The following is a 15,340-nucleotide window of genomic DNA, read 5'->3' as shown; positions in this document are numbered from 1 at the left end:
GATCAGCGGCGCGCGAGTGCTACGTAGGCGGTGGAACGATGGTTATCTGGGGTTCTTGAGCGAAGTAGCTGGTCAGCCGCTTGAAGGTCTGTTAGCCACGTCAGGCAAGTAGGCTGCTCGCGTTCGGTGCGCCGATGGACCCTCGAGAGGTCCCTGTCCGGCTGGCTGGTGCGCGCGAGCGGAACCAGGGGGAACGTTCTGGAGGCCCAGCCAGGTGCGCATCAACGTCACGGGCGCGGGCGAGTGCGGCCGCCCCGGACAAGGGTCCCGTGTTCTATGATCATAGGCTTATGAGCCGATTGCCCACGCTATCTGCCGCGGAAGTCCCTTCGGAGCGGCTCCTGCTTCGCAGAGCGTTGCACGATGCCGACCGTGAAGGATTCATCGAGCTCTCGACCGATCCTGAGGTTCAGAAATACATCGGTGGTCCCCGGCCTCGGAGTGAGGTCGAGCAGCGCTTCGATGCAGTCATCACCGCCGACGCAACATCCAGTCCTGGCAATTACGTCATCGCGGACAACACGACGAACCGATTTATCGGGACCTTGATGCTCGCCCGCCGGTCGACCGATAGCCCCGGACATGTCACCGAGGATGGCAAGGAACTGGAACTGGGCTATGTGCTGCGGCGCAGTGCATGGGGCGCGGGGTTCGCCTTCGAGGCCGCAACGGCCGCGTTGCGCGCTGCGGCTGACGAACTCCCCGACCAGCCGGTCTCGCTCGTGACCCAGACCGCGAACACGCGATCTTTGAAACTCGCCGCCCGCCTTGGCTTTCGCCCCATCAGCACGTTCGAGGAGTATGGCGCCGAGCAGACCCTCTGCACCGCTCCCCTGTTCATGTTCAAAATCTGATCACAGCATCAACACAGCGGTCCTCAGGCTAGGAGACCCAGGGTTTCGGGCGCCTCCCAGGCCGTCAGATGCCGGTCAGGGTCGATTTCCTGCTGCGAGAACTGGTGGATCAGGTCGGCAAGGGCTTGCCGGTCCTGCTTGGAGAGGGCCCTGCAGGAGGGCGACCACCGGCTCCAGCACCTTGATCGTGGCCTCGGGCGTGATGTCGTCGTTGTCGCTGTGGTCAAGCTTGATGACGACCTCCGTGAGGGCTTTGGCGAGGGTGCGTTCGAGCGGGGTCATGACGGACCTCCTGGCCGGGTCGTTGGGGTTGTGGTGCGTCCGGGGACGGCAGTCATGGCGTGAAGGCGGCCCTGGTCAGCCTGCTGCCGGTTCGGTAAGCCGGGCTTCGAGGTCGGCGATCATCTGGGTGAGCAGGCTGGTGTTCTCGCGCCGGACCGTCTGCGGGCCGACCGTGTCGAGCCCTGCGACCTTCGTGATGCACTCGTCGGCGGCCTGGGCCATGGTGGCGAACTCCGTGCGGGCGATCGAGTGGGGGTTGGCGGCCTCGAAGGTGGTGGCGCGGTGCATGTCCTTGACCGACGTCATCGCCGCTCGCGCGGCCGACATGGCATCGCGGAAGCTGAACTCGTCGCCGTGACCGGAGCGCATGTAGCGGGTGATCCAGACCCGGCGTCGAGCAGAGTCGCGCCGGGCGGGGTCGGCCGACGGCTGGAACCGTTCCAGGCGGTCGCCCCGGTTGGCCGCGATCACACGGACGACGCGGACGGCCTGCCGCAGCCGGTGACCGTTCGGAAACTTGACGCCAGCGGCGATGTCGGCGTAGCTGACCTCGCGCCCGTGGTTGCAGCGCAGCCAGATCATCACGTCCGCGACGTCCTTCTGGGGTGGGAACCGAGTACGCCAGAAAGGGGCCGCGGTGGGGCGTAACCGCTGGTCGGGGGGAGGTCTGTATCCGTGGCCGTGAACACGGTTAAGGTGTTCTCGTCCAAGTGGTTGATCTTGCTGGGGTGTCGGGTTGGCGTCGATCGATCGCACGGCTTACCCGCGGTTCAAGCGTGGGGTGTCGGTGCGGGAGCTCGCCGAGGCGTTCACGCCCACATCCGATGAGATCACGTGGGCATATGGCAAGACACAGAGCGAACAGCACCTGCTCGCCCTGTTGGTCCGGCTGAAGTGCTATCAGCGGCTGGGATATTTCGCGAGACTCACCGACGTTCCGGCTGCGGTAGTCGATCACGTGCGCGGCGTGCTGGAGTTGCCGGACGCGGTCGTCGCGGAGACCGATGCGGATCGCACGGCCAAGCGGCACCGGCAGTTCGTGCGTGAGCGTCTGGGCGTGAAGTACGAGGCGGTTCGGGTGCGGGCGGTGGCCGAGCAAGCCATTCGTTCCGCGGTGCAGGCCAAGGACAACCCGGCCGATCTGATCAACGTGGCGCTGGAGGAGTTGGTCCGGCAGCGTTGTGATTGCCGGGCTACACGACGTTGGATGCGATGGCCGCTGGCATCCGCGCTGAGGTCAACGGCGGGTTCTTCGCGATGGTGGCGTCCCGGCTGGACCGGGCCGAGCGTGCGCGGCTTGAACGGATGCTGGTGGTGGACCCCGCGACGCGGCGCAGCGAATTCGAGTCGAGCGCGACGACTTGGCCACCATCACCCCCTACCTCCAGCACACTATTCGCCGCATGGGCGACCTCGTACTCAACCTCGCCCCACCCGAGGAGACACCCACGACCCGGCTCGACCTGGAACCCCGTGTGCTGTTCGCCCCGCGCGCGTGATCGGTGTCAGCGATCGGGCCGGATGTCAAGGCTCCATGAGCCGTCCATCGGCAGGAGAAGGGCCAAGCCGATGGTAGGGCTGCGCCAGGATGCTCCTTGGGGAACCCCATCGCCGCCGCGCCCGGACATGGCCCTGGGATGATCGCAATTGCCATGGGGCCGAGTGTGAGTTACAGCGGGAAATGGGTCTGGCGAACTTGTCGTTGGGTCATGCGGCGTGCTCCTCCGAGCAATAGCCATTGCCGCTGCTGCGGGCCAGCCTGACGTTCCGCCATTCTCGGGCGCCGGCGGCGAAGCCGCTTTGCCGGGTGGGTGGCGATGCGCGGCCTGATCGCGGAGCCATCGTCCCGCCCGTAGGAGCAGTTCGGGAACGCCGTCCAGTCTCAGCCAGTCGAATGACCGGTCGTAGGCCGATGAGTGGCCGCTTTGAGTGAAGGGTGTCGCAGAAAACGGAGGCAGATCATGTCGTACGGCGCGAGTGGCGCCGGAGGATTGGGCGGAGATTCAACGGCTGGCCCGCGGCGAGTGTGTCCATGTCGGCCTGGTCGACGTCGACCAGGCACAGCGGCACGAGAGTGGTTTGTTCGTGGGCACCTCCTTGACCGTGCCGCAGCGGAATGACGCGGCACGGCGGCGAGAAGCTGCCAAGGACGTCATCCCGTGATATGCGCGTGCCTCTGCACCCGCGGCCCCGGGCGAGTCCGCGGGTGGAGACCTCAGCGGTGCGCGCTCAGCAGCAAGGACGGCAGTGGCCGCCGTTTCCGCCGGACGGTGGGCAGGGCGCCGCGGGGACGGCGCAGATCGTCACCTCGTCGGCCGCCTCTCCGGTCGGGGAATTCTCATTCGCCGTCGCGGTGGCGGTGTTGCGGATCGCGCCTGGCTCGGTGACCTTGGCCGACACCATGAGAGTCGCGGTCTCCCCCACGCCAAGGGCGCCCACGTTCCAGGTGCCGTCCGCCGCGTCGTAGCCGCCCACGCTGGGAGTCGCCGAGATCAGCGCCAGCCCGTCGGGGAGCGGGTCGGTGACGGTGACCCCGGTGGCGTCGGACGGGCCGGTGTTGGTGACGGCCATGTGGAAGGTGACGACCTCGCCGACGGTGGCCTTGACGCGGTCGGCGGCCTTGACCAGCTTGAGTTCGGCCAAGGGCGCGATCTGGGTGGCCGTGGCGTTGGAGGTGGAGGTCAGGTGCTCGACCTCGTCGCCGAGTGTGTTGTCGTAGGTGGCGGTGGCCTGGTTCTCGATCGTATGCCCGGCCGCAGCGCGCTCGACCCGTACCCGGAACTCCACCGTGGTTCCCTCGGGCGCCTCCAGGGTGGAGGGAAGGGTTCCTCCTGCGGAGTCGGTGGCCCCCGCGCCGAGTTGGAAGGCAACTCGGCCGGTGGCCTCGTCGACGTACGCCTGGTCGCCGCTGGCCTGGTCGGTCTTCCCTCCGTCGTTGGGACCGTCGATGACCCGCAAGCTGCCCGGGACATAGCTGGTGCCTGGAGGAACGCTGTCGGTGAGCACCAGATTGGCGGCCGGGGAGCCGCCTTCGTTCCTGGCGGTGACCCGGTAGGTGATGGTGTCCCCGACCTCCAGCTCGCCACCGGGCACGGCGATCTTGGTGAGGACCACGCAGGGGGCCGTCCCGAACATGATGCCGTCCAGGAAGTTGCCGATGCCCTGGTTCCCGCCGGTGGCGGAGACCGAGCGGAACGCGAACCGTGTGGTGGTCTGCCCCGCTGGGACGGTGTACTGCCCGGAGTAGTGGCCCCAGGCGTCGTTGTCGTCGGTCATCTGGGCCTGCTGGACCGGATCCTCGGGGTGACCGATGTCCAGGGCCATGGTGTCGGGACCGTTCCGGCCGCGGTGGGACAGCCTCCAGTACAGCGTGGTGCCTGGTGTGGTGGGCAGATCCTGGTAGAGCGTGGAGACCTGGTTGGCGTTGAGTTCGGCGAACTGCTTGCCGTCGGCGGCGGGTACCTCGTTGAAGCCGTCGTGCCATATCTCGATCACGTGGTCGGTGGCGGTGGTGCGCCAGCCGGGCACGGAGTTGGGCTGGTTCTGTGAGGCGTCGGGGAAGAAAGACATGCCGCTGTCGATCGCGGGCTGCTCAAAGCTGCCGTTGACCAGCGCGATTCGCTCTTCACCGCCGCCGGGAACGGGGTTTTGGGGTAACGCCACGAAAAGTCCCTTCTGCTATGAGAGGCGATAATTACTCTATGTAAAACTTATTGACGTTGTGTAGTCGATCGGTGGCGCAGGGTCGCGATGACCTCCATTCACATATGGGAAGACGGCACGGTGCACGCCGAAGCGGAGGGCGACGGGCAGGGCCGAAGGCCGCTGGGCGGACGCCTCCACCATGATCTTTGTCGTGAAGTGCTGTCAAGATCGCATAATGTGGCATAAATAGAATCGTGTTATGGCGTAACGCTTCGCGCCGACGCGAAGAGCAGCTGGGATGCGTCCCCGGGGATCAGGAGGGCGTGTCGCCCATGGCAAGATGTGGCAGGCAAGACAGCTGTGCATTACCGGGGTGTTCGCGCGGCGGGTGTGTAGTTTGCCCAGTACGACGCTCGCGGGTACGTACGCCACGCAGGCGACCGGCAGCACGAAGGTGAGCAGCCACCCGGTCACGCCGCCGAAGATTTTCATCGGGTAGGACCCGAACGTGCTGAAGATGTCGTCGACGAAGACGCGCAGGGCGAAGGTGTCGATCATGCGTAGCGCCAATGAGCACAGCGCGAGAAAGAAGGCGGCCTCGATGAGGGCGCCGCCGACGATCGCCAGGAAGCAGAAGGCGATGAGTCAGGCGTTCCACTAGGGTCTGCGCGTTGTGGCCGGCGCCGACGAGCCGTTCGGCGCCCACGAGCAGGTCGCCGAACTGGGCGATGCCCATCCGATTGCCCATGAGCTGGACGAGGGGGTTGAGCGGGCGCAGCAGGAAGCGGTCGAACCCCCCGTTGAGTACCACCCAGTGGATGTCGTTCAGGCTCATCATGGGATATCGCCAGGGCGTGGGCAGTCAGGCGAAAGCCATACAGAAAGGCGACCTCCGCCGGTCCCCAGCCCGCCAGCGAGGGAAAGGTGTGCAGCACCACCCAGATGAAGGCGAACCCGGTGCCCTGCCAGAGCGCGCCGCTGAGAGTGCCGATCGCGGTGTTCAGGCGGTACTGCATGGCACCGCGGGCGCAGGCGCGCTGGAGCAGGACGTACAGGCGCAGGGAACGCAGGATCTCATCCACCCTGGATCACCACCCGTCGGCGGCCCGGGGCCAGGTCAGCGCGAGCAAGCCGCCCAGCCCTGCGATCCAGCCGACCTCGACCAGGACAGGGCCTGAGACGGAACGCTCGAAAAACGGCCAGTCACCACAAAAGCTTGCGCTTGACTGGCCCGCTCCTTCGGGGATGAATAGTCACCTTTGTGATTCCACCTCGACGGCAAGGCGGGAAAATGTCGGTAAACTTTACGATCTGACCTTTATGGCCTTGAGTAAGGTACACTTTATCACCCTTGATCAAGGCAACCGTAGACCTTGTGAAACAGTGCGCGGCGTCATTTCCATCGAGGAAGATCACTGGCCGCTCACGGTAAACGCAGTATCGATTTTCATATGGAATCCCCTGCATCTTCGATGGTGGACGAGGCACGCCCCGAGATATATTCATATCTACACTCGCTTGCCTGCTGCGTCCGGTACGGCAGCCGCCATTCGCTAGCTGAGTTGGGTGTATGCGGCGGCCAGGGGGCGCGGCGGTGGAACCTTCGGGTGCGCTAGAGACGTGCCTGCCCTTCGGGGGCAAGGTGGATACCCACCCCCTGCTCACGCGTGGAGGCCACCGCTTGCCTGATCGTTGCTGGCGCTCTATTGAAGCGCTGGCCAAGCGTCTTCTCACTGAGGATGAGGCGGTTCGGGATGTACTCCCCGGCTTGCGCGGAGGGCCTGTCTCCACGCGCACTCTAGGGCTGCGCATCGTGGTCGCAGGGCGAACGTTGCCTGATGCGGCATGAGAGCGCCCAGCGTGAAATTCGGTCAGGCCGATATTAAGAGCGACGGCACCGTCGAGTGGACGATCAACAAGCTCAGGCAGCTCGGGGCTGTCGCCGCTCGCCATGACACGCTTTCCTCCATGTGTTGTCCGGAAAGTGCTTACTTGCCTGGATCGCATACTTGTACGATATAACGGTGGGGTGGTGAGTGCGGCTGTCAACGAGTCGATTCCGAGGTCGGCGGGAGGGCGCTAACACCGTGGTCCTTGCTGATGACGATGTCCTCACAGGGGGAAACTCACTCAACTTCGACCATGAAAGGGGCCCAGTCCAGCTTCGGCAGCGCGGCGTCCAACGCCTCCAGCTCGGCGCGCATCTCGGTCTCCAACTCGGCGATGAAGTCTCGGGGGTCCAGCGGCTTGCGCAGCTCGGCGTAGTTCTCCACGCGGCGGGCGGCAAAATCCTTGGGCAGGTCCTCCTCCGGGTCCTGGAAGAAGTGCGCCCCGGCCACCCAGATCTCCTTGCACCGCAGAGCCTCGTGCAGCGCCTGGAAGGTGCTGGCGCCAGCACGGCGTACCCCAGCCGAGTGTTCCGGCAGCAGCCGGACGGCATGGAACCGGTAGACAGGCCGCCTGCGCCGGGAGTTCACGTGAACGAAGAGCGTGCTATTCGGCCGGCCCGATACAATGCGCGACTCCGTCGAAAAGACGATCAACAAGGTCACACAGTTCGGGACTGTCACCACTCGGCCATGACATGCTTACCCGCAACGCGTGTCCGAAAAAGTGCCCCATTTGCCTCCGTTGCATACGCATGGGATATATCAGTGTGCGGTAAGTGCGCGCCTACCGAAGAATCGGCCCTGAGATCGACGAGAGGGAGAGCTCCGCGCGCGGGTTAGCGCCTGGTCCTCGGCCGTCAGGCCTCGGGACCTGACAGCAGAATCCGTTTGACCGTGAGTTGGCCAGCGTGGCTGATGTTGTGGAATTGCCATAGTTGGAGGATGGTTTACCGGTGGACGAAGATGGCAGCTACGGAGGAAGAAGTACTGACCCATGTCCGCGTTGTGGCAAGGAGCGCGACTTCACACGACCGGACGGAAAGCTGATTCACCAGGTTCCCGAGGTTTTGGACAATGAAAAATTGCGCGAAACAGCCGGCAAGATCATAGACAGGCTCAAGGAGGACGGTAGTCTCTTTCCCAAGAATCCCGACAAGGCGTTTTTCATGATCGGTGTTCTTGAGGTGATTATCGGCGGCAAGTCGAAGTTCTTTGCCTCCAGCAGCGGCTATAAAAATAGGGAACTCCATCAGAACTGGCTAAAGCCGGGACACCTGGAAAGAGTGACCTACCACAAGGGGAAGTGGGAGGTCACGCATCCAGAAATTCCGAACCAGGCCAATGGATGGAAGACCATTCTCGGCTACGAGGCGCTCATTCCGCCCGATGTGCATAAGGAGATCAGGCCGTGCGCGGCCATCCGGCTGCTGAGACAGGTCGCTCTCTCCAACACCGGCCACCAACCCAACACCGGCCGCCGGCCCAACACCGGCCGCCAACCCAACACCGGCCACCTGCCTATCACCGGCCTCAAGATGGCCGAAATGGTGTTCGTCGGCAAGGACATCGATGTCGCCAATCCCGAACTTCAGCGAGTGGCCCGAAATTGGCATGGGAAAATGTCCGGCTCGTCATGGACGGCGCACTCCTGTGATGGCTGCATGAAGAGCATTCCGTATCTGATTTGCTCACGCGCCACCAACGAGTTCATTCACCCCAACGAGCGCCCCAAGCGATGAAATCGGCGCACGACCACGTAACAGGGTCGGTACAACAAGAAGACGGGAAGCCCACGAGCCGGAAACGGAACCGTCATGGCTGAGCAGTCCTCCCAAACGATGACGATGGGCGCCATGAGCCAATGGCTCGCTGAACTGCCGACCGGTGGTCCGCTGAGCATTCCGGAGAGCCTGCCCGACCAGCTCGGCGAGCTGCGGGGAGCTATCAACCTGCCCGCGCTCGGCGAGTGGTTTCAGGCGCTCGCCGACATCCAGGAGCTCACCGAGATCTCGGTCGAGCACGCGGAGTTGGCCGACCTGTCGGTGCACGGCAAGCTGAAGGGCAAGGGGCTGCGGCTCGGCGTCCGGTTCGTGGCCGACTCCGACGACCCGAAGGGGACCGACCCGGTCACCGGGGCCGTGGTGAGCCTGTCGCTGGCGGAGGTGGACAGGTTCAGGTTCCTGGCCGACGTGTTCAAGACGATCAGTCTGGACCTGGAGATCCGCCGGATCGATGGGGGCACCCGGCGCAGGCTCCAGGCCGCGACGACACTCGACCTCGGCGAGGGGCGCACGCTCACCGTCAGCGCCGAACTCGACTTCGCTGCCTCCGCCAGGAGCCACATATTCGCCGCCACATTGAACCGGGTCCTCAGCGTGGCGGAGGTGATCGCGGCCCTGGACCCCGATCTGGACCTCGGCGCGATGCCCGAGCCGGTGAAGTCTTTGGAGTTGACCAGTCTGTGGTTTTCCTACACCACGGGCGGCGGCGCCAGCGTCTTGGTCCTTGAGTGCCGGGGCGACATGGTGGTCGCCGAGGGGGTTCACGCCTCGCTCGGTGTGACTGTCACCCGGGATGGTTCGGGAACGACGTTTAGCGGAATGCTGGATGTGGCCGGCTACGACTTCGAGGTCGTCTTCGACAAGGACAAGTCCGGCACCGACGTGTTCGCCGCCACCTACCACGGCGCTCAAGAGGGCACGGAGGTCGTTCTGCGGGACTTGGTCACGCACTTCTCCACCGACCTGGCAGCAGATGTTCCCGACAGTCTGCGGATCGGCCTGAAGGACGCCAAGTTCATCCGGGTCAAGCCTCAGGACGGTCCGGCGCGGTTCTGCGTCGGTGTCGATCTGTCGGCGGGCATCGATCTGTCCCAGCTTCCCCTGGTGGGCGGATTCCTGTCGAAGGTGGGGATGTTGCGTGTGGAGAACCTGCAGGTCCTCTACAGCTCCGGCGACTTCACACCCGCGGCGGTCACCGCGGTCAATGGGCTGCTCGGGCAGGCGGGGGTGGTGCCTGTTCCGCAGGCCGGGCTGAAGACGGGCGTGGCGGCCCTGGCGGACCTGCGGATCGGGAACGAGACCACGCCGGTCGCCCTCGATGTGCCCTCAGCGAACGCCCCTCTCTCAGCAGGGGGCGGGCAGCCCACGCCTCCCGCACCGGCGGACGACGGTGACGTCGACGCACCCGACGGCCCCAACCCACCGGACACGCCCGACGCGAATGACTCATCGCAGGCGCCCAATCCGCCCGGCGCTCCGGCCTCCAACGTCCACTGGATCTCGGTGCAGAAGAAGCTCGGCGTCGTCCAGATCAACCGGGTGGGCGTGCTGTACCAGCACAACGTGCTGCTGTTCGCGCTGGACGCCGCGGTCGCTCTGGGGCCGTTGTCGCTGTCGCTGGACGGGCTGGCGGTGGGTTCGCGGCTGGACCGGTTCGCCCCCACGTTCGACCTCTCCGGGCTCGGGATCGCCTACAGCACTCCTGCGGTGCAGATCTCCGGTGCCCTGCTGCACCTGCCTGAGGACCAGCTTGCGCCCACGGTGGCGTTCCAGTACGACGGCACGGCGACGATCGCCCTGCAGGAGTTCGCGCTGGCGGCCGTCGGCTCCTATGCGCAGCTGAAGGACGGCGCGCCGTCGCTGTTCGTGTTCGCCCAGCTGGAGGCGCCGCTGCTGGAGCTGCCGCCGGTCCTGCTCACCGGGCTGATGGCCGGGTTCGGCTTCAACCGGGAGCTGGCCCTGCCCTCCCCTGCAGAGGTGTCCGGCTTCCCGCTGCTGGCCCTGCACAAGCAGGGCCCGGACTCGGGCGGGAACAAGCCCTCGTATGTGCTGGACGTCCTGGAGGGGCGTGAGCCGGCCGTGGCCGGTGGCCGGCCGCGGCAGTGGATCGCCCCGCGCGAGGGTTCGTACTGGCTGGCGCTGGGCGTGATGTTCAGCGTGGCCGAGGTGGTGAACGCCAAGGTGCTGCTGGCCGCCGAGTTCGGCCAGGAGCTGGCGCTGGCCGTGCTGGGGACCGCGACCCTGCAGCTGCCGCTGCCCGCCGAGTCCCCCCGCACCTACGTCTACGCCGAGCTGGGCCTGGAAGCCGTCATCCGGCCCACCCAGGGCAGCGCCGTGCTGGCCGCGCAGCTGTCTGCGGCCTCGTATGTGCTGACGCCCGCCTGCCACCTCACCGGGGGGTTCGCCTGCGCAGTGTGGTTCGGGTCCAGCCCGAACGCCGGGCAGTTCGTGCTCACCCTGGGCGGCTACCATCCGGCGTTCCGGCGGCCCGCCTCCTACCCGGTGGTGCCACGGCTGGGCATCGACTGGGCGGTCAGCGACAACGTGTCGATCACGGCGCAGGCGTATCTGGCGGTGACGCCGTCGTGCGCGATGGCGGGCGCGCGGCTCAGCGCCGTCTTCCACGCGGGCGACTTCCGGGCGTGGTTCACCGCCCAGGCGGACCTGCTGCTGTCGTGGCGGCCGTTTCACTTCAGCGCGCGCATCGCGGTGAGCGTCGGCGCCTCCTACCAGGTTAACGTCTGGCTCGTGCACAAGCCCATCAGTGCGTCGGTCGGCGCCACGTTGGAGTTGTGGGGGCCGCCGACCGGTGGCTCGGTCACCGCGCACTTCGCGTGCTTTTCCAAGACGATCAGCTTCGGCGCCGGGCGCTCGGGAGCCGGCACCAAGGCGCTGGGGTGGCCTGAGTTCGCCAGCATGCTGCCGAAACCGGCTGATGTCGTCACCATCGCGCCGGTCAGCGGCCTGGATGCGACCATCGACAACACCGCCAGCCGCGGCGGCCGCGCTGGCACGGTGTGGCTGATGCGCGCCCGCGACCTGCGCTTGTTCACCCAGTCCGCGATCCCGGCCAGCCATTTGCGGACAGGGCAGGCGCCGCTGGCCTCACCCGAGCCCGGGGACGGCCCGCCGGTCGACGTGCGCCCCATGCACCGTGGCGGCCTGGTCGGCGAGCACCGCCTGAAGCTGTACTCAGGGGACACGCTCGCGCCGACCGACGGCTGGACGCTCACGCCCCGCACCCGGAACCTGCCCGCGTCGCTGTGGGGTGCCCCGCCCACCCCGTTACAACAAGCCTTAGCCAGGCCCAGCGCCGAGGTGGTCCCCGGCCGTCCGGTCGGCTTCGACGTCCAGGCGCCCCGGCCCGAGCTGGCCCCCTCGCGCGGGGTGTTCCCGCTCAGCGAGTACAGCCAGGACGAGCTCCCGCCCGGCCTGTCACCGCTGCTCCGCCACCCTGGCGCCAACCACGACTTCGTTTCCGTCCCCGACTCGTCGTGCGTGGACCTCATCGGCCGCGCCGACCGGGGGAATGCGAGGAACGGGCGCGATGCGGTGTATGCGGCCCTGGCCGAGGCCAAGCTGTTCACCGGCCCCAACGACGCTCTGGCCGGCCTGGCCGAAGGCGCCGGTCACCTGTTCAGCCAGGCCCCCATGACCCAGAACACGCCGCAGACCACCAGCCAGGACGCAGGGAGCCGGACGTGAGCCCGAGCCCGCAGCACCCCGCCCGCGACACCATCCCCGTCGGGGACATCGAGCTGCACGACAACTACCTGCCCGCGCTGGCCGCGGGTGACTACCGCGTCGAGGTCACCCACGCGCTGCGGACCGGCCCGCAGGAAAATGCGCAGGTCGTCGGTGAGGAGTTCACGGCCGTCCAGAACTTCACCGTCCGCGGCCCGCAGGTGGCGATCGACACCACCGCGGTGCTCGCCAGGCAGCCGCCGGATGCCTCCAGCGGCCGGTACGCCGAGGTGCTCCCGCACGTGGTGCTCGGCGATCCCATGCTGCCGTGGGAACGCACGATGCGCGGCGCGCCGGCCGGTACTCCCTGGCTGGCGCTGCTGGTGCTCACCGACGATCAACTCGTCGGCGGCACGACCGCCCCCACCCGCACGATCTCCGGCACGGTCGCCGAGTTCCTCGCCGACGACCCGGCCGTGCTCAAACCCGAGCTGAGGGTGGAAGCCGACGTCGGCGACGCCGACCCGTGCGCCTACATCAAGGTCGCGGCCACCGACTTCCACGCGGTGGCGCCCCGGCTGGGCGAGCTGCGGTTTCTGGCGCACTGCCGGGGGGCCAACACCGGGGACCGGCCTATCCTGGGCATTGAGGAGGATGGGCTGTTCGCCGTCGTCGTCGCGGGCCGCTTCCCGGCCGCCGCCCCGCCCGGCTCCACCACGGGAACGAAGAACATCGTGCACCTGGTGTCCCTGGAGGGCCACGAGAAGATCCTCGTGGACAACCCGGACTTCCAGGGCCGCACCTCGGTGGCGCTGCTGTCCCTGGCCAGCTGGTCGTTTTGGGCCTACCCCGACCGGCAGGCCGACTTCGCCGATCTGGCCGAAGGACTCACCCGCACCCCGGACGGCGCCCGGGCCGGCCGCGAGGAGATGTGGCTGCGCCTGACCTCCCCCTACTCGGACGCCGACGGCACCCCGGCGCCGCGGCGGCAGGTGGCGCGGCGGCTCAACGACGGCTACGTGCCGCTGCCGTACCTGACCCGCTCAGGCGAGGCCACCTACGGCTGGTACCGGGGGCCGCTCACCCCCGTCATGCCCGCACCCATGGCTCGGGCGGCGCAGGCCACCACCGCCGATGCGCTCATCGGCTACGACCCTGCCTGGGGCAGCTTCGACATGTCGCTGGCCACCGCGTTCGAGACCGGCCGGGCGCTCGCCCTGGCTGATGCCGCCTTCGCCCAGCACCTGCTCGCGTTCAAACACGCCGCCCACCACCTGGTCGACACCCTCCACCACCAGGCCACCAGTAACCACCTGCCGTCCGACGGCGACGGGCAGCAGGGGCCGAGCACGGCGCGGGCCGCGTTCGGCACGCTGCTGGACGGTCACCTGCTCACCGCCCTCGCCACCCCACCGGGCAAGCCCGCCACCCCGTGGACACCGCCCGCGCCGGCCGCGCCACTGGCCGATGTGACCCAGGCACTCGACGATTTCCTACGCTCTGAGGCCACCCGCGCCACCCTCACCAAGGCGCTCGCCGACGGCGACGGTCTGGCCGAACACTTCACCCCCCTCGCGCAGTGGCTCGGGCGGCTCCTGCTGCTCTACCCCGTGCCGTTCACCCACCTGGTGCCGGATGAGCGGATGCTGCCGCAGGAGTCGCTGCGGTTCTTCCACGTCGACCCGAGCTGGCTGGACGCGCTGCTGTCCGGCGCCTTGAGTATCGGCGCCCAATCCAGCCGGGACACCCTGCAGGATCAGATCGTGGCCGCGACCGTCCGGGCGGCGGCGGCCCGGGTGGCGGCGGCACACCGTGATACGTTGCGCGGTACCGCGTCCGATGCCCCAGGCCCTGAGGAGGCCGCAGACACCGCTGATCCAGGGGACGACTTGGGCACCTCAGCCCGGCCTATCTCCGGCCTGCTGCTGCGCTCGGCGCTGGTGTCCGGCTGGCCGAACCTGGCCGTCCGCGCCGGCGCCCCCGGCGGCGCGCTCCTGCCGGTGCTGCGCATGGACCACCTGGCCCCCACCGTACTGCTGTGCCTGTTCGACGGCATCCCCGCGACGGTCGAACTGGCCGAACCTCAAGAAGGTTTCCGGTTCGGCGTCGAAGACCACGGCCTGATCCCGTTGCGGAACCTGCTGCCGCACTCTGCTGGGGGCCTGCGGCTCGGCGAGCAGATCGGCACCGACGTCACCTTCCCCGTCTGGGACCACCTCAGGACCGGCACCAGCGGCCGGGTCTTGGACATCGGCTCGCTCATCCCCGCACTACGGGCCGCCCTGGACGCCGCGCACGGCACCAGCGTGGGCCCGGTCGGGCCCGCCGACCTGGCCATGCAGATGGTCAAGGTCCCCGAGGCCATCTGTTTCACCGGCCCGAACGGAGACCCCAGGTGACCACCCGCCCCACCCTCGTCGTCCCCGTCGGCCTGGACGCCCTCGCGGTCAACACCGCCCTGCAGGGCCGCGATGGGTTCCGCACCTGGCAGCACAACTACCAGGCGCTAAACGACTACATGAGCCCGGAGCCGGACGAAGGCGACCGGCAAAGCAACGCGAAGGTCCACAACCACACCGGCGTGCACCTGCACTGGACGCTGCCCCGGGGGCTGCGCCACGGTGTCCAGGACCCGGCCACCGAAGAGGTTCGCTATCCGCTGGTGCCCAACCGGTGGCTGGTGGTCCGGTTCAGTGGCACCGCCACCCGCCGCGCCAAGGCGTGGGTAATCGAGAGCGATTGCCCCTACAGCGCCACCGCCTACCGCAACGGGCATCCTTACGACAGGTCGAGCGCCTATCTGGTTTCTGACGCCACCCTGCGTGCCTGGCGGTCCAGCCCCGACCCCTACCGCAACACCATGCCGCCCAGCGCCCACCAGGTCCTCATCGGACTCGCCTTCCCGCTCACCGACACCGCGCCCTGGACGGAACGCGCCGCGGACGTCCCGCTGTTCGTCACCGCGATGGCCACCGGCGACCCCTACTTCACCACCTACACCTCCCACAACAGCAACGTCTTCTCCTTCCTGGACGACCTGTCCGACGTCACCACCACCGACACGCTCGGCTACCAGGTCATCGGCTGGTACTCCCGCCCGGACGCCGACGTCCTCGCCGCCCGCCCGCCCGGCACCTCCTACGCCGACCACCTCGCCCACCTCGGCTGGCAGGACCCCCGCCTGGCCGGCGACCCCGGCCAGGAC

General features: G+C 67.4%; 11 protein-coding genes and 2 pseudogenes. 7 read left to right on the top strand and 6 right to left on the bottom strand.

The window, feature by feature from the left end; translation table 11 throughout:
- Nucleotides 1-290 precede the first annotated feature (290 nt).
- Nucleotides 291-854: a GNAT family N-acetyltransferase gene (locus tag E1294_RS15395; protein WP_132509062.1), complete on the top strand. Its 564-nt coding sequence runs from the start codon at nt 291-293 to the stop codon at nt 852-854.
- A gap of 75 nt (nt 855-929) precedes the next feature.
- Here the strand turns inward: E1294_RS15395 and E1294_RS15390 are convergent, their stop codons facing one another.
- Both E1294_RS15390 and E1294_RS15385 read right to left on the bottom strand, forming a co-directional pair.
- Nucleotides 930-1,136: a hypothetical protein gene (locus E1294_RS15390; RefSeq protein ID WP_132509060.1), complete on the bottom strand. Its 207-nt coding sequence runs from the start codon at nt 1,134-1,136 to the stop codon at nt 930-932.
- Between the two features lie 75 nt (nt 1,137-1,211).
- Complete coding sequence (locus E1294_RS15385) at nt 1,212-1,721, bottom strand: hypothetical protein (RefSeq protein WP_220447753.1); 510 nt, start codon at nt 1,719-1,721, stop codon at nt 1,212-1,214.
- Nucleotides 1,722-1,872: 151 nt separating this feature from the next.
- Here E1294_RS15385 and E1294_RS58035 point away from each other — a divergent pair.
- Nucleotides 1,873-2,304: pseudogene (locus E1294_RS58035) on the top strand (DUF4158 domain-containing protein); the annotation flags it as partial.
- Between the two features lie 1,061 nt (nt 2,305-3,365).
- On the opposite strand, the gene E1294_RS15375 reads toward E1294_RS58035, so the two are convergent.
- The 3 genes and pseudogenes from E1294_RS15375 to E1294_RS58030 form a co-directional block, all read right to left on the bottom strand.
- Complete coding sequence (locus tag E1294_RS15375; RefSeq protein ID WP_220447752.1) at nt 3,366-4,799, bottom strand: DUF7507 domain-containing protein; 1,434 nt, start codon at nt 4,797-4,799, stop codon at nt 3,366-3,368.
- 204 nt (nt 4,800-5,003) lie between these two features.
- Nucleotides 5,004-5,360, bottom strand: coding sequence for an ABC-2 family transporter protein (locus tag E1294_RS57170; RefSeq protein WP_281284437.1), 357 nt, complete (start codon nt 5,358-5,360; stop codon nt 5,004-5,006).
- A 178-nt stretch (nt 5,361-5,538) separates the two neighbouring features.
- Nucleotides 5,539-5,616 (bottom strand): annotated as a pseudogene (locus E1294_RS58030) (hypothetical protein); the annotation flags it as partial.
- Here E1294_RS58030 and E1294_RS52710 point away from each other — a divergent pair.
- Nucleotides 5,600-5,959: a hypothetical protein gene (locus tag E1294_RS52710; RefSeq protein ID WP_165977297.1), complete on the top strand. Its 360-nt coding sequence runs from the start codon at nt 5,600-5,602 to the stop codon at nt 5,957-5,959. The pseudogene E1294_RS58030 and the gene E1294_RS52710 sit on opposite strands and share 17 nt — an antisense overlap.
- A 948-nt stretch (nt 5,960-6,907) precedes the next feature.
- Here E1294_RS52710 and E1294_RS15365 read toward each other — a convergent pair.
- Nucleotides 6,908-7,258, bottom strand: a complete 351-nt coding sequence (locus E1294_RS15365) for a hypothetical protein (RefSeq protein WP_132509054.1) — start codon at nt 7,256-7,258, stop codon at nt 6,908-6,910.
- Between the two features lie 365 nt (nt 7,259-7,623).
- Between E1294_RS15365 and E1294_RS52705 the strand changes: the two genes are divergently transcribed.
- The 4 genes from E1294_RS52705 to E1294_RS15345 form a co-directional block, all read left to right on the top strand.
- Complete coding sequence (locus E1294_RS52705; protein WP_165977299.1) at nt 7,624-8,409, top strand: hypothetical protein; 786 nt, start codon at nt 7,624-7,626, stop codon at nt 8,407-8,409.
- A 114-nt stretch (nt 8,410-8,523) separates the two neighbouring features.
- Nucleotides 8,524-12,156 carry a DUF6603 domain-containing protein gene (locus E1294_RS15355; protein ID WP_220447751.1) on the top strand — a complete coding sequence of 1,211 codons (3,633 nt, stop codon included), beginning with the start codon at nt 8,524-8,526 and terminating at the stop codon, nt 12,154-12,156.
- The gene (locus E1294_RS15350) at nt 12,153-14,534 is read left to right on the top strand and encodes a hypothetical protein (RefSeq protein ID WP_132509050.1); all 2,382 of its coding nucleotides are present in this window, start codon (nt 12,153-12,155) and stop codon (nt 14,532-14,534) included. Before E1294_RS15355 ends, E1294_RS15350 begins: the two co-directional genes overlap by 4 nt.
- Nucleotides 14,531-15,340, top strand: an 810-nt coding sequence (locus tag E1294_RS15345) for a hypothetical protein (protein ID WP_220447750.1), incomplete at its 3' end; no start/stop codon positions are given. The genes E1294_RS15350 and E1294_RS15345, both read left to right, overlap by 4 nt.

Origin of the sequence: Nonomuraea diastatica, from assembly GCF_004349015.1 — a bacterium.
In the GTDB taxonomy this organism is placed as follows: domain Bacteria; phylum Actinomycetota; class Actinomycetes; order Streptosporangiales; family Streptosporangiaceae; genus Nonomuraea; species Nonomuraea diastatica.
This window is presented reverse-complemented; position numbering and strand designations above follow the sequence as displayed.

Bases quoted from the DNA above. Each gene is read 5' to 3' on its own strand.
- E1294_RS52710 (WP_165977297.1), top strand. From the start codon at position 5,600: ATGTCGTTCAGGCTCATCATGGGATATCGCCAGGGCGTGGGCAGTCAG.
- E1294_RS15355 (WP_220447751.1), top strand. From the start codon at position 8,524: ATGAGCCAATGGCTCGCTGAACTGCCGACCGGTGGTCCGCTGAGCATT.
- E1294_RS15395 (WP_132509062.1), top strand. From the start codon at position 291: ATGAGCCGATTGCCCACGCTATCTGCCGCGGAAGTCCCTTCGGAGCGG.
- E1294_RS15390 (WP_132509060.1), bottom strand. From the start codon at position 1,136: ATGACCCCGCTCGAACGCACCCTCGCCAAAGCCCTCACGGAGGTCGTC.